22 protein-coding genes are annotated in these 20,107 nt (G+C 42.2%); 15 read left to right on the top strand and 7 right to left on the bottom strand.

The window, feature by feature from the left end; translation table 11 throughout:
• Positions 1-63 precede the first annotated feature (63 nt).
• The 3 genes from HHA43_RS02785 to HHA43_RS02775 all read right to left on the bottom strand — a co-directional run bounded on the left by HHA43_RS02785 (position 64) and on the right by HHA43_RS02775 (position 2,001).
• Positions 64-846: a sulfite exporter TauE/SafE family protein gene (locus HHA43_RS02785; protein ID WP_168417678.1), complete on the bottom strand. Its 783-nt coding sequence runs from the start codon at positions 844-846 to the stop codon at positions 64-66.
• A gap of 173 nt (positions 847-1,019) precedes the next feature.
• The gene (locus HHA43_RS02780; RefSeq protein WP_168417679.1) at positions 1,020-1,760 is read right to left on the bottom strand and encodes an outer membrane protein OmpK; all 741 of its coding nucleotides are present in this window, start codon (positions 1,758-1,760) and stop codon (positions 1,020-1,022) included.
• Positions 1,761-1,827: 67 nt separating this feature from the next.
• On the bottom strand, positions 1,828-2,001 hold the full coding sequence (locus HHA43_RS02775; RefSeq protein ID WP_168417680.1) for a hypothetical protein: 174 nt from the start codon (positions 1,999-2,001) through the stop codon (positions 1,828-1,830).
• A gap of 308 nt (positions 2,002-2,309) precedes the next feature.
• Between HHA43_RS02775 and HHA43_RS02770 the strand changes: the two genes are divergently transcribed.
• From HHA43_RS02770 to HHA43_RS02745, 6 genes are all read left to right on the top strand, one after another.
• A complete protein-coding gene (locus HHA43_RS02770) occupies positions 2,310-2,672 on the top strand; it encodes an HPF/RaiA family ribosome-associated protein (protein ID WP_168417681.1) in 363 nt (120 codons plus the stop codon).
• Positions 2,673-2,850: 178 nt separating this feature from the next.
• Positions 2,851-3,393: an ankyrin repeat domain-containing protein gene (locus HHA43_RS02765; RefSeq protein ID WP_168417682.1), complete on the top strand. Its 543-nt coding sequence runs from the start codon at positions 2,851-2,853 to the stop codon at positions 3,391-3,393.
• Positions 3,394-3,410: 17 nt separating this feature from the next.
• Entirely contained in the window at positions 3,411-4,181 is a 771-nt protein-coding gene (locus tag HHA43_RS02760) for a transporter (protein WP_168417683.1), read from the top strand.
• A 109-nt stretch (positions 4,182-4,290) separates the two neighbouring features.
• On the top strand, positions 4,291-6,183 hold the full coding sequence (dsbD, locus tag HHA43_RS02755) for a protein-disulfide reductase DsbD (RefSeq protein WP_168417684.1): 1,893 nt from the start codon (positions 4,291-4,293) through the stop codon (positions 6,181-6,183).
• Positions 6,180-6,857 (top strand): glutathione S-transferase family protein, encoded by a 678-nt coding sequence (locus HHA43_RS02750; RefSeq protein WP_168417685.1) that lies wholly within the window; start codon positions 6,180-6,182, stop codon positions 6,855-6,857. Before dsbD ends, HHA43_RS02750 begins: the two co-directional genes overlap by 4 nt.
• A 177-nt stretch (positions 6,858-7,034) precedes the next feature.
• On the top strand, positions 7,035-7,598 hold the full coding sequence (locus HHA43_RS02745; protein ID WP_168460498.1) for an FMN-dependent NADH-azoreductase: 564 nt from the start codon (positions 7,035-7,037) through the stop codon (positions 7,596-7,598).
• A gap of 133 nt (positions 7,599-7,731) precedes the next feature.
• On the opposite strand, the gene HHA43_RS02740 is transcribed toward HHA43_RS02745, so the two are convergent.
• The gene (locus HHA43_RS02740; protein WP_168417687.1) at positions 7,732-8,643 is read right to left on the bottom strand and encodes an alpha/beta hydrolase; all 912 of its coding nucleotides are present in this window, start codon (positions 8,641-8,643) and stop codon (positions 7,732-7,734) included.
• Between the two features lie 154 nt (positions 8,644-8,797).
• Here HHA43_RS02740 and HHA43_RS02735 point away from each other — a divergent pair, with 154 nt between their 5' ends.
• Positions 8,798-9,235: a DUF2147 domain-containing protein gene (locus HHA43_RS02735; protein ID WP_168417688.1), complete on the top strand. Its 438-nt coding sequence runs from the start codon at positions 8,798-8,800 to the stop codon at positions 9,233-9,235.
• Between the two features lie 97 nt (positions 9,236-9,332).
• Here the strand turns inward: HHA43_RS02735 and HHA43_RS02730 are convergent, their stop codons facing one another.
• Together HHA43_RS02730 and HHA43_RS02725 are read right to left on the bottom strand one after the other, a co-directional pair.
• Positions 9,333-9,680 (bottom strand): Spx/MgsR family RNA polymerase-binding regulatory protein, encoded by a 348-nt coding sequence (locus HHA43_RS02730; protein ID WP_168417689.1) that lies wholly within the window; start codon positions 9,678-9,680, stop codon positions 9,333-9,335.
• 554 nt (positions 9,681-10,234) lie between these two features.
• Positions 10,235-11,053 (bottom strand): exodeoxyribonuclease III, encoded by an 819-nt coding sequence (locus tag HHA43_RS02725; RefSeq protein ID WP_168417690.1) that lies wholly within the window; start codon positions 11,051-11,053, stop codon positions 10,235-10,237.
• 39 nt (positions 11,054-11,092) lie between these two features.
• On the opposite strand from HHA43_RS02725, the gene pyrE reads away from it, so the two are divergent.
• Both pyrE and HHA43_RS02715 read left to right on the top strand, forming a co-directional pair.
• Positions 11,093-11,743, top strand: a complete 651-nt coding sequence (gene pyrE, locus HHA43_RS02720; protein WP_168417691.1) for an orotate phosphoribosyltransferase — start codon at positions 11,093-11,095, stop codon at positions 11,741-11,743.
• A gap of 74 nt (positions 11,744-11,817) precedes the next feature.
• Positions 11,818-12,477 carry a hypothetical protein gene (locus tag HHA43_RS02715; RefSeq protein ID WP_168417692.1) on the top strand — a complete coding sequence of 220 codons (660 nt, stop codon included), beginning with the start codon at positions 11,818-11,820 and terminating at the stop codon, positions 12,475-12,477.
• A 217-nt stretch (positions 12,478-12,694) separates the two neighbouring features.
• On the opposite strand, the gene HHA43_RS02710 is transcribed toward HHA43_RS02715, so the two are convergent.
• Positions 12,695-12,889 (bottom strand): DUF3565 domain-containing protein, encoded by a 195-nt coding sequence (locus tag HHA43_RS02710; protein ID WP_168417693.1) that lies wholly within the window; start codon positions 12,887-12,889, stop codon positions 12,695-12,697.
• Positions 12,890-13,004: 115 nt separating this feature from the next.
• Here HHA43_RS02710 and gshB point away from each other — a divergent pair, with 115 nt between their 5' ends.
• From gshB to ftsA, 6 genes are all read left to right on the top strand, one after another.
• Entirely contained in the window at positions 13,005-13,949 is a 945-nt protein-coding gene (gene gshB / locus HHA43_RS02705; protein ID WP_168417694.1) for a glutathione synthase, read from the top strand.
• Between the two features lie 382 nt (positions 13,950-14,331).
• Complete coding sequence (gene murG, locus HHA43_RS02700; RefSeq protein ID WP_168417695.1) at positions 14,332-15,435, top strand: undecaprenyldiphospho-muramoylpentapeptide beta-N-acetylglucosaminyltransferase; 1,104 nt, start codon at positions 14,332-14,334, stop codon at positions 15,433-15,435.
• Between the two features lie 3 nt (positions 15,436-15,438).
• A complete protein-coding gene (gene murC, locus HHA43_RS02695) occupies positions 15,439-16,887 on the top strand; it encodes a UDP-N-acetylmuramate--L-alanine ligase (protein WP_168541671.1) in 1,449 nt (482 codons plus the stop codon).
• A gap of 56 nt (positions 16,888-16,943) precedes the next feature.
• Entirely contained in the window at positions 16,944-17,873 is a 930-nt protein-coding gene (locus HHA43_RS02690; protein WP_168417697.1) for a D-alanine--D-alanine ligase, read from the top strand.
• A 2-nt stretch (positions 17,874-17,875) separates the two neighbouring features.
• Positions 17,876-18,730 (top strand): cell division protein FtsQ/DivIB, encoded by an 855-nt coding sequence (locus HHA43_RS02685; RefSeq protein WP_168460514.1) that lies wholly within the window; start codon positions 17,876-17,878, stop codon positions 18,728-18,730.
• 67 nt (positions 18,731-18,797) lie between these two features.
• Positions 18,798-20,060, top strand: a complete 1,263-nt coding sequence (ftsA, locus tag HHA43_RS02680; RefSeq protein WP_168460515.1) for a cell division protein FtsA — start codon at positions 18,798-18,800, stop codon at positions 20,058-20,060.
• Positions 20,061-20,107 lie beyond the last annotated feature (47 nt).

Genomic DNA, 20,107 nt, shown 5'->3' with positions numbered 1-20,107 from the left:
AAAAATTATTTAAGCCAAAAAAAATCTAAATAATTTTCCATTTGTTATGTTCATTTTATTGATTTATATCAACAATGCAGGCTGTTTTGTGATGATGGCTAATCCTTGAGCAATTGCGTAAATAGCCATAAAAGCAAGTAAAGTAAATACAATGTGCTTAAATACAGCCTGAGAAATATTTTTGCGAATCAGACTGCCCACATAAACCATTGCCACAGAAATTAGGCAAATCAGCGCCAAAACCTTATATTGTGTGCCGCTAAATTGTTGAATTACTGGATATAACACTGCCAGTTGAATGAGTTTAGATACAATAAAATTAAGATTACTAATCACCACAATATCGGTTTTACTGTGCTGGGTGCTGAGCAAATACATCATCAAAAACGGTGCCATGGCATTGGTGGCTCCACCAATCACACCAGCTAGAAAACCAAATATCAGCATATTTTTCAGTGAGGCAGAAATTTGCAAAGGATGTTGTCGAAATTGATCGGCCACGTAAAGCAGAATCAGTGTACCCATCGCAAATTTTAAATAGCCTTCATTTAGAATCAGCAGCAAACTGACGCCTAAATAGCTGCCAATCAGCGCACTGAGAATTAAGCCCCAATATTTTTTGCAGTAGTCATATAAACTGCTCAGTAAAGATTGCTTGGAGTCGCTCCGCAACATGTATAGATTTAACAGCAAACAGGGAATGAGCACTAAGGCAACTGCGGTACTCAGCGGATACAGCATCGCCACTGCAGCGGTGCTAAGCATGGGAAAACCAAAACCACTCATGCCATGTAAAATTGCGGCAATGGCACAAAATAGCAGAATAATGAAATCGGTTTTTTGCATGTGGGCTTCACAGTGCTTTTTATTTGAAATTTAAAGTAAATGTAGCGGAGTTTTAGGTCAAGTACAAATGGGTTGCGTGGTTATGAGCAAAGCATATTTATTGGAAACTATTTTAACGACCAATAAAAAAGCAAGACCGAAGTCTTGCTTGTTTGAATAGCGGTGAGGCTGGATTAGAAGTGGTATTTGACCAATGCGCTGACATCGTTTTGGTTAATGCCAGATTTGTTACCGTATTTGTTATTCCAGACAGAATGTTCAATACCCACGTATAAACGTGTATTTGGAGAGATATGTTTACCTGCATTCCACTTGTATTGTGTAGTCCAGTTGAGTTCGCTGGCGTGGTCATCTTCTGCAGTAGACCAATCAAGGAAACCATCAACTAAAAAGTCTTCAGCACCGACTTTAAACGGAAGGCCGTAAGCAAACGTCAATTGATAATCATCTTCAGACACATCTTTATCATTGTCTGCTTTGTAGAAGTTTAGCTGTGCATATTTAAAATATGGAATTTCAAGATCAAAACCAATACCGTACAGGTAGTTGTTAAAGCCTTCACCACCTTCCCACGTTGTTGCAATTAAAACGTCTTTAATTGGGCCGACTGCCAGTTTTTGACCTGAAACAGCACCCAAGCTTAAACGCGGTGATACTTCAAAGTAAGTTTCATTGCCGTCAGCATCATTGTTAGAGCGGTCAGCAAAGGCAAAAAAATCACCGTATTTCAATCCAGCAGCATATTCGAAGGTAACTGTACTTTGTTCCAGTTTTTGATCTTCAGTAGCGTAAGGTGATTTGTAATTCTCACCATATAAACCTGTAATGCTGAAATCTTGCCAAACTGGCGCAGCTTGCGTGAATGTTGCAGCAGTGGAGAGAGCGCATAGCGCAGCAATATGTGTAAATTTCATAAAATAAGACCCCAAGAAAAGCGTTTCAAGGATACAGATTCTTAAGCAAAAATAAAGCAAAATTCGATTATTGACAGGTCATTTCTTGGTATTTTTTGCCAATTCTAAAAGCGCTGCATTTTTTGCAGGATTTAAAACCAATGGTAAAAATAATGTCTAGCTTTTTGCATGCCATGCTAAGCCCCTTAAAAGCATCAAGTTTCTGTGTTGAAAAACCAATCACATCGGCTTGAACAGTCAAATTGGTTGCTTATTGAACATCTGAGCGAAAACTTGTCCTAAAAGGGTTATTCTTTTGCTGCTTTTCTATAAATATCGCTTGCATATTTTTTAGATAGGCCCGATATTCAAGGTATAGGGACACGGTTCTGCAGACTTAAAAGTGTTCATCATTCAAACGGGAGGAAGTTATTCCAAACTAAGTTGAAGATGTACTTTATGCTGTAAAAACAGCACATTATAAACACGCTAAAACGTATATGTATAAAATTATATGTAAGATTTTGGCACAACAAGATTCAGAAATAACGAACGCAAGAGGATGAAATCATGAATATTGAAATCCGTACCGATAAAAACATTCAAAACAGTGATCGATTAATTAGTTACGTTCGTGAAGAACTGAATAATGAATTCCAACGCCACAGTGAGCGTATTACCCATTTTTCAGTACATTTTAGTGATGAAAATGGGGAAAAAGGCGGTGATGACGACATCCGTTGCATGATTGAAGCCCGTCCAGCAGGTTTAAAACCAGTGGTTGTAAATCATCGTGGTCACAACATTGATACTGCAATTCATGGTGCGATTGACCGTTTAAAACGCAGCTTAGAACATGCGTTTGAAAAAAATGAAAACCCTCGTGGTGCACGCCCTGAATTTGTAGATACAGATGTCGATGCTGACGAATAAGAAACATGCAGTTTAAGTACTGCAGACTTCTGGCCTCGCAAACATTGCGGGGCTTTTTTATGCCTGATAGAACTGTGCAGATGTAAATTCACGATTTGCTGACATTTATCTCATACAAATGCCGCTTTATTGGGCATAATAGTCTTAAATTGAATATTGATTGAAGAGAGTTTTCTGCATGTTAACTGCGCAACAACAAGTTTTGGTGCAAGCAATAGAAGAATTAGACCTTGCCCAAGTGCAACGCCTTTTGGCAGAGGGTTTGGATCCTAATTTTATGGATGCCGAAAAGGGGCCTGTCATTTCGGTCTGGTCTGACGGTTTATTTCAATGGTGGGAAAAAATTTGTGAAGCTTATGAGGCGGGTCAGCCATTAAGTGATCAGCAAAAACAACAAGATTTACAAGTCCATTTAGATATTTTAGAAGCCTTGATTCAAGCCAAAGTGAATTTGCATTTATGGGATGCCGAAGAAGTCTACGGCCCACTTTGGGATGCTGCAAGTGCAGCATGTGCACCTGCCGTACAACGCCTGTTAGATGAAAAAGTGGATCCAAATACCAAAGATGAAGACGGTTTAACTATTTTATCTTCAATCAGTGATTTATTGTTTGATTGTGATTTTGATGAAATTCAATGGTCTGATGCTTTGCCAGAAGAACAACAGACTTTAGAATTGTTGCGTCACCATGGCGCAAAAATGAGTAAAGAATTGGCCTAACTGCAGAGATTAAAAATATGTCAGCATTAAAAACAGTTGGAATTCTGGTGGCAGCAGCGATCAGTATGCAGGTTGGAGCAACCGAGTTTGAATTTGATCGTCCTGGCGCAGGAATGAGCACAGGCATCACCCCTGTAGGAAAATTGGCTTGGGAACAGGCTTTACCAAGTGCAAGTTATCAGGAAAGTAACAACGCTTTGGGCGAAACAGTGAAAACCACACGCTTAAATGCTGACATGTTGTTGCGTACAGGTTTAATGCAGGACTTAGAGTTGCAACTAGGTTGGCAGGGTCCCGCGTGGAGCCAAAGCAAAACTGCAGGGCAATCGGTTGAAGATGATGGTTTGGGCGATGTCAGCATTGGCCTAAAACAAGCAATTGATTTAAATGACGATAAATTGTCGATGGCAGTATTGTTAGAAGCGTTAATTGCCACAGGCAATGACGGTTTTACTGAACATGACGATATTTACAGTTTAAGCACAGCGGTGAGCTATCAATATAGCGACCTATTAAAAACGGGCATCACCATGCGTTATGCGGTGCAAAATAGTGATTGGGCGGCAACTGCGATTCCAAATATTCAATATCGTTTAAATGATCAATGGTCGGGTTTTTCTGAGTTGGTATATCGCAAAGCAGAAAGTCAGGACTATGAATATGGTTTGGGTTCAGGGCTGATTTATACACTGAATGAGCGTACCCAACTCGATGCCAGTGTTGGTGTAGATTTAGACGGTGCAGATAAAAGTTACCGTGCAGGTTTAGGGATGTCGTTCCTGTTTTAAGTGAACAGCACTTAAACAACAACTCAAAATGCAGCGCGTGTAAACAGTGATTTCACGCGCTGCATTTATTCAATAACAACAAAGTGTATGCGGAGGCAGCTAAAACAAGATGACACCGCCTTTTTTTCAGCCGAGTGCAGCACAGTTAAATGCAGTGATTCGAGGCGTGGCTTATCATCTGAGTCACTATTTGCATAAAGCTGTGCGTATTTTATTGTTGGGTTGGCTGTTGCTGTTCAGTTTGAATGTGCAGGCAGAAACGCCATTACTTCCGCCCGAAAAAGCCTTTCAGTTTAGTGTTGAATCTGTAGATTCGCATCAGGCAGAACTGCGCTGGAACATGCCTGAACAGTATTATTTGTATCGACATCAATTTAAGGTCGAGCATGGGCAGCAAGTGCTGGCTTTGGAGTTGCCTCCCGCTGAAGATGTTTATGATGAAAATTATGGACACACTCAAGTTTATTATCGGCAGGTGAGTTTTAAAATTCCCACCCAAGCTGCGCAGCACTATCAAGTGACTTGGCAAGGGTGCGCCCAAGATCGGATTTGTTATCCACCGCAGCGCATAGAATTCCAGACCGATAACACAGGTTTGGTCATTTTAGAAAATCAAAGTGCATCACAAAAAAGTATTTGGGCTGGGCAAAGTAGTTCCACTCGTGAAGGATTTTCAACTGCACCTGCCAATTCTCCAACTGATTTGCAGACAAGCCCTGAAGCTGCACAACCTATAACGGCACAAGATCAGCAGTGGTCTGAAAAACTGGCACAAAGCTCGTTGGCCTATGGTTTGCTATTATTTTTTGGATTGGGGCTGCTGCTGGCTTTTACCCCGTGTTCTTTGCCGATGTTGCCCATTTTGACCTCCCTATTGGTACGTGAACACAAAGGCATCAAAGCATGGATGATTGCACTGGTCTTTGTCTGCAGTATGGCCATGGTCTATGCGCTGTTGGGATTAATTGCATCATCAGCAGGTTTGAATTTTCAGCGTTGGTTGCAGCAGCCTGCAACCTTAATTGCCTTTAGCCTGTTATTTGTGCTGTTTGCTTTAAACCTATTTGGTTTGTTTGAAATCAAGTTACCACGTGCTTGGGTCAATCGACTCGATCAGGCGCAATCTATGCAAAAGGGCGGTAATTTAGCTGGTGCTGCGCTAATGGGCATGTTATCTGCCTTGTTGGTTGGGCCGTGTATGACTGCGCCGTTAGCAGGGGCATTATTGTTTATTTCCCAAACCCAAAGTCAGATACAGGGTGCGTTACTACTATTTACACTCGGTTTTGGCATGGGTACGCCGTTATTGTTGGCCAGTGTGCTTGGGGCAAAAGTATTGCCGCGAGCAGGCTTGTGGATGCATCAAATTAAAGTGCTGTTTGCCTTTATTATGCTGGCTTTAGCACTATATTTTGTCCGTCCTTTAATTGGTGAAGCATGGCTGCAATGGCTTAGCTTGGCACTTGGACTCAGTTTTATTGGCTATGTGCTGCATCGTTTAAGCCGCTATCATGGTGGCTTGCGAGCCCTTTATGTGAGTGCGTTATTGTTGGTTGTGCCTTATCTGATTTATAGCCAGTATCAACACAGTCAGCGCTTTTGGCAGCAAAAAAGTGTAGTAGGATTACAATGGCATCAGGCCAAAACTGCTGCCGAATTACAACAGTTACTGGCTCAAGCCCCTAAAAATCAGCAAGTGATGATCGATGTTTATGCCGACTGGTGTGTAGCGTGTCGTCCGATTGAGCAGCAAGTATTGAAGGCTGCTGAGGTTAAACAGGCATTGGCAGCGTATTATCTGATTAAACTCGATTTAAGTGATTATGATGAAAGTCATCAGGCCTTGCTTAATCAATGGGAAATTTTAGGGCCACCGACATTCTTGTTTTTAGATGCACAACAACAAGAAATTCGCAGTTTACGTTTAACAGGTGCATTTACCGAGCGTACTTTATTGCAACAGCTCAGTCAGTTGGACACAGCACAGGAATCACAATTATGATGCAACTGTATATTGCCAATAAAAATTATTCGAGCTGGTCGCTGCGTCCGTGGCTGGTGTTAAAAGCATTTCATCTGCCTTTTGAAGAAATTCAGATCAATTTTCCCACAGAACGTGGTCAGGGTAATTTTAAACAGCAGGTGCTGGCAGTGAACTCAAACGGTAAAGTACCTGCTTTATTGCATGATGGATTATTGGTCTGGGATTCTCTTGCCATTTGTGAATATTTGGCTGAGCAATTTCCAGAGCAAGCCCTGTGGCCACGTAATGCACAACAACGCGCTTGGGCACGCAGTATTTGTGCAGAAATGCACAGCGGTTTTACAGATTTACGCAGTTTATGTGGGATGAATATTCGCGCCAATTTAGCGGAAGTTGGCGCAAAATTATGGCAAGAACATGCAGGTTTGAGGCAGGATGTGGCTCGCATTGAACAGATTTGGGCAACACGCCCAACTGTAGGTGGCTTTTTATGTGGTGAATTCAGCATTGCCGATGCCTTTTATGCCCCTGTGGTGACACGTTTTATGACTTATGCTTTGCCCGTGAGCGCAGAAAGTCAGCAGTATATGCAACTGGTGATGCAGCATCCCGCTATGCAGGCTTGGATGCAAGCAGCTTTACAAGAGCCAATGTGGGTCAATTATTTGGAACCTTATCAAAGCCAAGTCTGAATGGAGTAGTCGTGTAAATTTGGAGTAGCTATTGCATAACCAAAGTGGGTTGTGGCGCAGCGATCTTGCCAATTTTGTTCCAAAAATAAAACAGAGTGTCTTAATTCTCCAGATTATTCAATTTAGCGCAAAGATTAAAATAACTTTATTGAATGAATAAAGAATTGAGATGCAGCCATGAAAATTTTACATATCGACTCCAGTATTTTAGGTGAAAATTCAGTTTCACGTCAGTTGAGTCAGGCCATTGTGCAACAACTGACTGCAAAACATGCCCATGCGCAGGTCGATTATTTAGATTTGGCACAGCAACCGATTCCGCATTTAACTGCCGAAATTTTAATGGGCCAAGATGTAGAACAAGCCGCTTTGGGTGAAAAAATTATCCAGCAATATATAGATGCCGATGTCGTGGTCGTGGGTGCAGCCATGTATAACTTTGGTTTGACTTCTACCTTGAAAGCATGGATTGACCGCATTAGTGTGGCAGGCAAAACTTTTAAATATACCGAGCAAGGCCCTGTGGGCTTGGCGGGTGAGAAAACAGCGTATATCGCCAGTAGCCGTGGTGGCGTCTATGGTGATAACAGCCCTGCCGATTTTCAGGAAGATTTTCTAAAAACCATCTTCAATTTTACAGGCGTGAATGATGTGCAAGTGATTCGTGCGGAAGGTGTGAGTATGTCTGAATTTAAAGATCAGGCAGTTGCTAAGGCCTTGCAACAAATTCAGGCAATTTAGGCTGTATTTTTCCCAATAAAAAGCTCAGTATCTTAAGGATGCTGAGCTTTTTTATTGTCAGTTTTATTGAAAACTCCGTTTACGCGCATAGAGCTGCAATGATGTCATCAACGGTTTTAGCTTAATTTCAAATTTAGCTTTGATCTTGCAGATGAGCAAATTCAGCCAAATCTGCCAAAGCTTGCTTGGCTTCATCAAACCATGGCGAAAACATTTGAAAATTGTGCCACATGCCTGTGTAGAGTTTGTAATGTACTTCTCCCCCTGCTTGTTCAGCTTTTTCTTTAAAACGGGCTGCATCGTCCAACAAAATTTCTTTAGAGCCAACTTGTACCAAAACAGGGGGCAAGTCGTGTAAATCATCAAATAAGGGTGAAATTTGTGGCGCAGCACGATCCAGTTCAGGCGGCACATAATAATCAATGCCTGTTTCTAGTGTTTCAATCGAGAGTAGGGCATCATGCTTGCGGTTATAGCGCAAGGATTCACTGGTAAGCGTTAAATCCAGAAAGGGTGAAAGCAACATCAGGGCGCTGACTTGTGGCAATTGCTCATCCCGTATTTTTAAGGCCAGTGCCAAAGCCAGATTTGCCCCGCAAGAATCGCCAGATAAAATAATGTCTTTGGCTTGAATACCTTGTGTTAAAAGACTTTGGTAAACATCAAAGACTGCTTCTAAGGCATTAGGAAACGGATGCTCAGGTGCAAGAGGGTAATCGACATGAATGACCTGCATTTGAGTACGTGCCGCCACTTGGCTTAAAAATGCCCGATGCGTATTTAAAGAACCTAGAAAAAAAGCCCCGCCATGAATATGAAAAATTAGCTGTGTAGCAGCATCCTGAGGTTTTAATTCTTCGGCACGTAAACCTGCCAAACACAATGTGCGTACCTGCACCGACTTTTGCATAGGAAACAAACGACACATTTGCTCAAGTGCAAAACGTAAAGAATTGGGTGGTAAATTTAACTGACTAGGCGTACGGATGGTGGTTTTTAAAAACCGCTCTGTAATAATTTGTTTCCACATGGGGTTAATCTTCATGATTTTTCCATTTTGTTCTTTATTTGATCGGATATTTGTGTATTTACCAACATAATTTACAAGGGTACACTAAACGGTCACATTCAAAAATTGCAAATTTGTTGTGACTTTTTAATAATAAAGTTGTCTGATAGTAGACCAGGGAAACAAAACAATGAAAAAAATTGCACTTGCATTCGGGCTGTTAGGTTTAAGCGCCTTAGCCAATGCTGCAGATCCGCTTAACGGCACAGTTTGGAAAACAATTGACGATAAAACCAAACAACCCAAAGCCACGGTAAGATTTACTGAGCAAAAAAATGGAACTTTAACCGCAAGTATTCAGTCAATTTTAACACCTGGTGAAGAAAATGCCTGTACAAAATGTGAAGGTCCGTATCACAACAAATCTTTGAAAGGTTTGACCATTGTTCGCGGTCTGAAAAATACGGGTGGCACAAGCTACGATGGTGGTTCAATTCTTGACCCGCAAACTGGTAAGACCTACAAACTTAAAGGTAAACTTGCCAATGGTGGTAAGAAACTTGAATTACGCGGTTTCATTGGTGTAGCGGCATTAGGTCGTAACCAAACTTGGATTCGCGCAAACTAAGTTGTCGTTTAAGGCTGTCGCTAAGGCAGTCTTAGCAACTAAGAATCAAAAAAACCTGCTTAATTTAAGCAGGTTTTTTTAATGGAATTTTTTGAGCTTAGATTAAAGCACGATAAGCAGCTTCATCAAAACCTGCAATAAAACCCGATTCGGTTTTTAAGACAGGGCGTTTAATTAAACTGGTGTGAGTACATAGTGCCTCTATTAAACTGGCTTCACTGGCCAGTGCTGTTTGCTGTTCTGCTTCACTGAGTTTGCGCCATGTGGTGCCTTTTTTATTTAAGATGATATCTTGCCCAAGTGCATCTAACCAAGTTTTGACGGTTTCGGCATCAATCCCTTGTTTTTTATAATCATGAAACTCATAACTTAGCCCTAATTCATTGAGTAAATCGAAGGCTTTTTTCATAGAGTTACAGTTTTTAATACCATAAATTTTGAACATAATTTTTCACATCAATATCATCAAGCTGGCTATAGCCTAGCCCAAAACAGCGTTAAGCGCTAGAAATCACCATGAACATGAATATCGACAAGTGTATTTGTCATCAATACGTCATAGCGATGTCACGAGATTGACACTTGGCGGTTCTAAAATGTGACGTATAAACAGAACAACATGAAAAACTTGATAAAAAATAGATTCAAGTCAAAATAAATACAAGAATGAAGTGAAGAGTAATAGTAACAGCGCAGAAAAGAACAAACACAAGATAAGATGATAAAAAGAGAAAACCCGCATTTAATCATCCTGATTATGCGGGTCTCATTTTAACGTCCATTGTTACATCCTTGAAAAGCAACTTGAATCAAGTTTACTTTTTCCATCCATCGGCTTCCAATCCTTTTGTGTCGTCCTGACTGTCCCTTTGCCGTGATGCAATAATGCGCTGAATGGCCCTGAAGTTAAATGTACAAAGTCGACAGATTATGTGCGAATTGAACCTCGATTAAGTGAACATTTGTTCACTCATTTGGGCGGTAAAATTTGTGTGAAGATTAAATTTTATAATCAATAATCACTGGGGCGTGGTCGCTAAACCATTCTTCTTTATATACCCACGCATTGACTGTACGTGTTTTCCAGTCAGGAGAGCAGGCATGATAATCAATCCGCCAACCTACGTTCTTGGCACGTGCTTGCCCGCGATTGGACCACCAAGAATACAGCTCTGCTTCCTGACGTACTTCACGGAAAGTATCGACATAGCCTAAATCATTATAAATATAATCTAACCATGCACGTTCATGCGGCAAACAGCCTGAAGATTTTTGGTTGCCTGACCAGTTTTTAATATCAATGCGTTTATGCACGATGTTGTAGTCGCCACAGACAATGATGGATTTATTTTCTTCACGCCACTGTTTTAGAATCTTTTGATACTCTTCTAAAAAGTGATCTTTCCGCATTTGTGCTTCTTCACCCGAAGAGCCAGAAGGCAAATACAGTGAACAGATGTAAATTGGATGATCTAGCCCGACATCGAACTCGGCACTGATAAAGCGGCCTTGTGAGTCTGCCAATTCAAAACCCAAACCATTTTGCACAGATACAAATGGTAAGCGGCTATAAATGGCTGTGCCTGCGTAGCCAGCACGCTCTGCAGGGAAAAGATGGGTGTACCAGCCTTCAGGTTTAAATTTATCGGTCCATTGGGCATGGGTGATGCGACTTTCCTGCATGCAAATCACATCTGCTTCAGACTGTTCTAACCATTCGAGTAAGCCCTTGCTTACCGATGAACGCAACCCATTGACGTTAATTGAAACCACTCGAAGAATTTTTTGATCACTCGGATAGCTACTCTTTGGTATCATGCTCAGGTCTTACCTCAATGTATTAATTCGGAGCACCTCATGACATCGCCAGCTCAATTTAACCCGCAAGCTTTTATCGAACTCGCCTTATCACGTGGTGTGCTTAAATTTGGTGAGTTTACTTTAAAATCGGGTCGTGTGAGTCCTTATTTTTTTAACGCAGGTCTATTAAATGATGGTGAAGCTTTATCGCTATTGGCTTCAGGCTATGCAGACCAACTTATGCAATGCAAAAATGTAGATGTGATTTTCGGGCCTGCCTATAAGGGGATTCCATTTGTTGCGGCTACTGCTGTGGCTTTATCTCAGAATCATGGCGTGAGTGTGCCGTGGGGCTTTAATCGTAAAGAAGCTAAAGATCATGGCGAAGGTGGTGTGCTTGTCGGTGCTGCGGTTGAGGGCAAAAAGGTTTGGATTATTGATGATGTGATCACTGCGGGTACAGCTATTCGCGAAGTGGTCACTATTTTGAAAAATGCAGGCGCACAAATTGCAGGTGTATTGGTGGCTTTAGACCGTCAGGAAAAAGGTCAGGGCGATTTGTCTGCCATTCAGGAAGTGCAAAAAGAGCTGGAAATTCCTGTGCATGCTCTAATTACCATGAAAGATTTAATGAACTATTTAGATGCCAAAGGTGAAAAAGAGGCCTTGGCAAAAATGGAAGCGTACCGTGTGAAGTATGGGGTTTAAGTTTATTGAGGAAGGAAGCGAGAGCTTCCTTTTTCGCTTTTATTTACTTAAAACTTCGCAACAAGGGAAGTTAGATGAAGTTTTTCCTTATTTTTTTAGCAGTCTTTTTAATATTCGGAAATACTGCCTGCTCATCTAATGAACATAATACTCGTCATACTGAAGCTAAGCCCATTAAAGACAGTGACGCTACATTAAATCTTTCCATAGAAGATCAGACTATTATAAAAAAATATAAAGATACGATTCATAATTTGAATTTCAGAGAAAGAGAGCATACAAATCAAGTAATGAAAGATAGTTTGCCCGAAATAAGCAAGATTAAGAATGATCATGAGAGAGAAAAGTTGCAAATGCAGATTTACTTAGCCACAGCTATGTATAAAGAGGCTTATGATTTAAATAGTAAAATGTTAAAAGATGCGTTTAGTGAAGCACGTTTGCTCACTCAATGTGAGTTAAGCTATTACGCAAAAAGACCCAAAAACGAATATGAAAAATGTTATGCGGAATTAGCATTATTATTGCAACAGACATCGGATGACATTGCTAAAAATGACCCTGAATATTTATATGGTGAGTGGGGGTATTTACTCGCAATGTATAAGGCAGGGCATGAAGAATATAAGCAAAAAATGGAAGAGTTTATTCATTCTACTCAAGATAAAACAATGAAATATCAATTTGAAAGCTCTTATGAATTGGCTATTGAACAGGTGGCAAGTTATAAGTAACCCTCGTTCTTATGATTGTGTTCGGGGAATTCTCTCCAAATAATAGAAGTTAAAACCAAAAATTTTTGTTGAAAAATCAGCGACTAACACATCAAAAGGTCTTGAGTTGCGCCATAATCGCATCTCGCAGGGTTGTTGCTAAGTAAAGTGATATCAGTCGACTCAAAAAACAGACATTTAAATTTGGGATCACAAACTGCTGAGTATGCAAACGTTCTTACTTAGCCTGCTCCTCACACTTCTTACACTCCAGCATCACCCCAAGCTTTTCTTGACGACCTTGCTTCGTAATGACCCATGGGCGGTTTTGCCAAGGTGGATTATGCCGTACATGCTGTCCATGACCGCAGGCTAAATCTGCGACCCAATCATTTTCTTCATCTAAATGAAAACCAATAATCGCTTGTTGCATCGCAAACTCCTAAGTGTGTGATGAGGCTAGATAAAGCGTTACGAAAATTGCAGCAAAACCAAGGCCAAACTCCGCTATACTTTTGCTATTCAATTCTTCAAAAGAGCACCGAAATATGCGCGTACTTGTGGTGATGGACCCCATTGAAACAGTTAATCTGAAAAAAGATTCCACTATGGCAATGCTATGGGCTGCTTCACGTCGTGGGCATACCTTGGGCTATGCATTACAGCAAGACTTATATATTGATCAGGGCAAGGCATTTGGCCTCATTGCACCGCTCAAAGTCTTTGAAGACTATAACCATTATTACGAATTGGGCGAAAAACGCAAAGAATCCTTGGCAGATTATGATGTGATTCTTATGCGTAAAGACCCGCCTTTTGACATGAATTTTGTCTACACCACGTATATTTTAGAGCAAGCCGAGCGAGAAGGCGCATGGATCATCAACAAGCCACAAAGCCTGCGTGACTGTAACGAAAAACTGTTTGCGACCCAATTCCCTGAGCTACAAGTTCCGACCTTGGTCACTTCACAACAAAGCCTAATTCGTGAATTTATTCAGCTACATGGTGATGTGATTGTCAAACCGCTAGATGGTATGGGCGGTATGGGAATTTTTCGTTTATACCAAGATGGGGTCAATATTGGCTCGACCATTGAAATTTTAACCAACAATGGCACACAGCCGATCATGGCGCAGCGTTACATTCCTGAAATTGTGGATGGTGATAAACGCATCCTCATAATCAATGGCGAACCTGTGCCTTATTGCTTGGCGCGTATCCCACAAAATGGCGAAGTGCGTGGCAATTTAGCTGCAGGCGGTTTAGGTGAAGCACGTCCATTGACTGAAAATGACAAGGCCATTGCAGCCAAAGTCGGGCCATACTTACGCGAAAAAGGTCTAGTTTTTGTCGGACTAGATGTGATTGGCAACTATGTCACTGAAATTAACGTGACCAGTCCAACTTGTATTCGTGAAATTGACGCACAGTTTGGCACATCTATAGCCGATGATTTATTTGACGTACTCGAAGCAGGGTGTAACAGTTAAACGAGAGTCTATGCTTTGACTGATTACATCGCAGGTTTAAGTACCGAATGAGGCTATAAAAAAGTGTGAGTCAAATCAGGCTAAGAAAGTTCAGACAATAGCGCTCTAATTTTAGGGTGCTTTGTTTTTAGAATGAAAGATACAAAAATGCACACTTATGCTTTGTAAAATAGGTCAAATAAATTGTCTGAAACTGAATAAAATTTAACATTTTCCGTAGATTAATAATAAAACTAGTTTAAACTTGAAAAACTGTAGAAAAAAACAATCAAGCACTTGGTGAAAAAAAGTAAATATCCTTTCAAGCCTATGCGTTTGTGATTACAATTGATGCCTTATACAAGATTTTTATTTGCCTTATTTTGAGTTGAAGAATTAAACCGTGACTGACGCACAGCAACAACAGCCTAAACATGTCATGATGATGGCCGCAGGTACAGGTGGACATGTTTTTCCAGCGCTGGCCGTCGCAAAACAATTACAGCAACAAGGGATTCAAGTGTCATGGTTGGCAACGCCAACGGGCATGGAAAATCGCCTGCTTCAAAACCACAATATTCCAATTTACCAAATTAATATTCAGGGTGTACGCGGTAACGGTCTGATCCGTAAACTGGTCGCACCATTTAAAATTTTAGGCGCAACATTGAGCGCCATGCGTTACATGAAACAATTAAAGGTTGATGCTGTTGCAGGCTTTGGTGGCTACGTGGCAGGGCCAGGTGGCTTAGCTGCTCGTGCCTTAGGCATTCCTGTGATTATTCACGAGCAAAATGCGGTCGCAGGTTTTACCAATACTCAGTTAGCACGTGTGGCAAAAACCGTATGTCAGGCTTTCCCAAATACGTTCCCAAACAGTGAAAAAATTGTCACCACAGGTAACCCTGTGCGTGCAGAAATTACGGCAACGCTAAGCCCTGCGTGGCGTTATCAGGAACGTGAAAAAGCAGGCTTGCCTATTCGTATTTTAATTGTGGGCGGTTCACTCGGTGCACAAGCCTTAAATGAGTGTGTGCCTGAAGCTTTAAAACAGCTGAATCTACCTTTAGATGTGTATCATCAGTGTGGTCAAAACCATGCCGAAGCGACGCAGGCGCGTTATGCGCATAAGCCAGACAGCTTGCAGGTCAATGTACAGCCCTTTATTGAAGATATGGCACAAGCCTACAGTGATGCCGATTTAATTATTTGTCGTGCTGGTGCGTTGACCGTGACTGAGGTTGCGACTGCGGGTGTTGCGGCTGTATTTGTACCTTTGCCAAGCGCAGTGGATGACCACCAAACTGCAAACGCCAAGTTTTTAGCCGATCTTGGTGCTGCCAAAATTTGTCCGCAGGCCAGTATGACGCCTGAAAGTTTAACTGCCTTATTAACCCCGTTGATGAATCGTCAATTGTTATCTGAAATGGCGGTCAAAGCCCGTCAGCAGGCACAACCTGATGCAACCCAACAGGTGGTTCATTTAATTCAAGCATTGTTCGAGTAAAATATGTCTCCATCTACACCCGCTGACCAAGCGAAAAAATTAATTAAAGTGCCTGAAATGCGCCGTATCAAACACATTCATTTTGTGGGTATTGGTGGCGCGGGGATGTGTGGTATTGCCGAAGTCTTGAAGAACCAAGGCTATAAAGTGTCGGGTTCAGACATCAAGGCATCCAAAACCACAGCACAATTAGAAGAAAATGGTATCAAGGTCTATATTGGGCATGCGGCAGAAAATATTAAAGGTGCCAATGTTTTGGTGGTTTCTACTGCAATTGACCCAGAAAACCCTGAAATTAAAGCCGCAATTGATACCCGTATTCCTGTGGTGCGTCGTGCCGAAATGCTGGGTGAGTTGATGCGCTATCGTCATGGTATCGCTGTTGCGGGAACGCATGGTAAAACCACCACGACCAGTTTAATTACCTGTATGTTGGCCGAAGAAAATATGGATCCAACTTATGTGATTGGTGGTTTGCTGAACCGTACGGGTGTGAATGCGGCACTTGGTGCTAGCCGTTATATCGTGGCTGAAGCTGACGAATCAGATGCCTCATTCTTATTCCTAGAACCTATGGCGGCTGTGGTGACCAATATTGATGCTGACCACATGGACACCTATGGCGGTAGTTTTGATACTTTAAAAGATACTTTTATTCAATTCTTACATAAACTGCCATTCTACGGCTTGGCGGTGGTGTGTGGTGATGATGCCAACATTCGTGAAATTATGCCGCGTATTGGCCGCCCAGTATTGACCTATGGTTTTAACGAAGACAACGACATTCGTGCCATAGATGTTGATCAGGACGGTATGCGCACTCACTTTACTGTTTTGCGTAAAGACCGTGAGCCATTACGTGTAACGGTGAATCAGCCTGGTTTACACAACGTACTGAATGCCTTGGCAGCAATTGGGATCGCGACCGATGAAGGCGTTTCTGATGGTGCAATTTGCCGCGCCTTAGAAGGCTTTAGCGGTGTAGGCCGTCGCTTCCAAGTTCAAGGTGAATTTGCTGTAGATGGTGGCAATGTGAAATTGGTGGATGACTATGGACACCACCCGAAAGAGGTTGAAGCAACCATTAAAGCGGCACGTCAAAGTCATCCTGACCGTCGTTTGGTGATGTTATTCCAGCCACACCGTTTTAGCCGTACCCGTGACTGTTTTGATGACTTTGTAGAAGTGTTGTCGCAAGTCGATCAATTACTGTTGCTGGATGTTTATCCTGCGGGTGAAAAACCAATTGTGGGTGCAGATAGCCGTACTTTGGCGCGCAGCATTCGTTTACGTGGTCAGGTCGAGCCAATTTTGGTCGATCTACACGATGGCAATTTACCGAATATTGTGAAACAAGTGTTACAAGCCAATGACTTGTTATTGACTCAGGGTGCAGGTAATGTTGGGGCAATTTCAATCGAACTTGCACAAAATCATCTGTATTTAAAATAATCACAGCGTGTGATTTTGAATTTGATCGACCAGTTTTAAAGTTTAAGGATATAAACGTGTCAAATGCTTCAAAGTTCGGCAAAGTTGCCGTGTTATTGGGTGGAAAATCTGCTGAACGTGAGGTTTCTCTAGACAGCGGGCAAGCGGTACTCGAAGCACTGCTACGTTCAGGGGTTCAAGCAGAAGCCTTTGATCCTCAGTCACGTAGTGTGACGGAATTGGTCAATTATGACCGTGCCTTTATTGTGTTACATGGGCGTGGTGGTGAAGATGGTCAAATTCAGGGCGTACTGGAGTGGTTGAACATTCCATACACAGGCACAGGTGTGCAAGGTTCAGCCATTGGCATGGATAAAGTCAAAACCAAGCAAATTTGGCAGGGTTCGGATTTGCCAACGGCACCTTATCGTATTGTTAGCAAAGATTCTAATATTGAAGAGGTGGTCGCAGCTCTAGGTTTGCCACTGATTATTAAGCCTGTGCATGAAGGTTCAAGCATTGGCATGAGCAAAGTTGAAAAAATGGAAGACTTTGCCGAAGCGGTAGCCAAAGCGACTGCACACGATGCCGTGGTCATGGCAGAAAAATGGATTACAGGGCGTGAATTTACCATTGTGTTACTGAATGGTCAGGCCTTGCCAATTATTCGTTTAGAGCCACCGAAAGATGTGGCGTTCTACGACTATGAAGCTAAATATCAGCGTAACGATGTGCAATATGGTATTCCATGTGGTTTAAGTGCCGCAGAAGAACAACAGTTACAGGCATTGGCTTTACGTGCTTTTCAGGCTGTGGGTGCAAGCGGCTGGGGCCGTATTGATGCCATGCAAGATGAGCAGGGCAATTTCTGGTTATTGGAAGTCAATACTGTGCCAGGCATGACCAGTCATTCTTTAGTGCCAAAAGCTGCAAATGCAGTGGGCTATAGTTTTGATGAGCTCTGTGTGGCGATTTTGGCACAAACCCTTACAGGTGAAGCGCACTAAGTATGGCTCAACTTCCAGCATCTTTGCGCCGTAAACGGGCAGCAATTACCTCAATTCATGATAAGCCACCGACAGCCAAAGAAAAGCTGATCAATTTTGGTGGCTGGGTAATGCTGTTTGTGGCGATGCTGGTATTGGCTGTTGGCGCTTATGCGTTATACACGGTGATGACCGATGCTCAAATTGCCAAGCTGGATGTGGTGGGTACGCGTTCAGATGCAGAACATCGTCAGGTCATGACCCATGTTAACCCTGTCATGAAAAAGAACTACTTTACCTCTGACCTAGAGCAAATTCGTGACACCACTTTAGAGTTGTCTTGGGTAGATCGGGTGGTGGTTTCCCGTGCTTGGCCAAATGCAATTCGGGTGCGGGTGATGCCTCGTCACGCCATTGCACGTTGGGGTACAGGGCGTTTACTAAGTGACAGTGGTGAGGTGTTTAGCGAAGTCACACCACAAAATAATCAACATTTGCCGTTATTACACGGCCCAGTGCATCAGTCTCAAATGATGATGCGCCGTTATAATGAAATTAACCAATTATTCTTACCCGTTAACGATCGTTTAAAAGAACTATATTTAACAGAGCGTATGACGTGGTTTATGCAGTTTGATTCAGGTCTACGTGTTATTGTAGATAAAGATCAAACCATGAGTAAGCTGCAACGTTTGGGGCATCTTGCACAAAGTGATTTAAAACCTGTATGGTCTAAAATCTCGGCTATCGACTTGCGTTATCGCAATGGTTTAGCCATTCAGTGGAAAAACTCCATTGCACCTAAAATTGCAAATGGTCACTTTGTTGTAACGATTGATGACACAAGCATTGCAGAGGGAATAAGAGCAAAGCCATAATATTGGGCTTTAAAAAAATAGAGGCATTAAGCCATAAATTAAACATACTGGTAATGGTAGTAAATAAATGAGTGAAGCTGTTCCCTCGGTTGTTGCGATTGACATTGGGACGCACAAAGTTTCAGTTTTGATTGGTAAGGTTCATGCGCCAGACAATATCCAAGTGATTGGTATGGCGACTGCGCGTAACCGCGGCATGAATAAAGGCAAAATTGTCAGTCTTGATAAAGTCATCACGGCTATTAAAAATGCTGTGCAGGAAGCAGAAGATATGGCTGAATGTCGTGTGCATTCGGCATGGATTTCTATTCCAAGTGCAGAACTCAAAAGCTTTTATGCCTCTGGTCGCACTTCAATTGAAAACAGTGAGCACATGATTACCACCAGTGAAGTGGTGCGTGCTTTAGATTTAGCCAAAGCCAGTCATCTCACCTCAGACCATTATTTGGTGAGCGCAGTGCCGCTTGGTTTCGATTTAGACGATTCTGGCGAATGGGTACAAAACCCGATTCGTATGTCGGCACATAGCATGACGGGGCATTATCAGTTAATGATGTTGCCTATTAGCACCATGCAGAATTTAGACCGTGCCTTAAAAGGGGCCAATATTGGTGTCGAAAAAATGGTGGTGTCTAATTTGGCAACCGCAGAAGCCAGTTTGCTCAAAGATGAAAAAGAATATGGTGTGTGTCTGGTCGATTTAGGCGCAGGCACCACCAGCATGGCGGTTTATTTAGATGGTCGTCTAGCGTTGGCACACACTTTGCAGCGTGGTGGTGAACACGTGACTCGTGATATTGCGGCTGTATTGCAAACCACGACAGAAGAAGCTGAACGTATCAAATTATTGCACGGCTGTGTTGATATGAAAGTGGTCAAGCCTGATCACATGATTCAGATTCAGGGTATTGATGGGCCTCAAACCATTAGTCGGATTGAACTGACCGAAATTATTATTGCGCGTTACGAAGAAATTTTTACACAAATTCGTCAGGAACTGGAAAAAAGTGGTGCTATCCATGGTTTATATCATGGTGTGGTATTGGCAGGTGATGCTGCACAAATTGAAGGCATGATCAGTTTGGTACGCCGTATGTTGGGCGTGTCTGCACATTTGGGTAACCATCCTGCACAAGTGTATGCAGATGAACCGCATCAAGCCGCTTTACGTCGTTCGCAATATGCGACTGCAGCAGGGTTGTTGCTTTATAGTCAAAATTATACCCATGACACGATTGTTGAACATGAAGACCCTGAAACCTTATCGGTGTGGGGGCGTGTGGGACGTGCGTGGTCAGGGTTAAACGAAAAGTTAAAATCGATTTTTTAAGTTGAGTTTTTTGGGAATATTGTTAGGAAGTTGTACGGATCATCGCT

Source organism: Acinetobacter sp. A2, from assembly GCF_012371325.1.
In the GTDB taxonomy this organism is placed as follows: domain Bacteria; phylum Pseudomonadota; class Gammaproteobacteria; order Pseudomonadales; family Moraxellaceae; genus Acinetobacter.
Note: the sequence above shows the minus strand (reverse complement) of the source record. Positions and strands in the feature narration are given on the sequence as shown.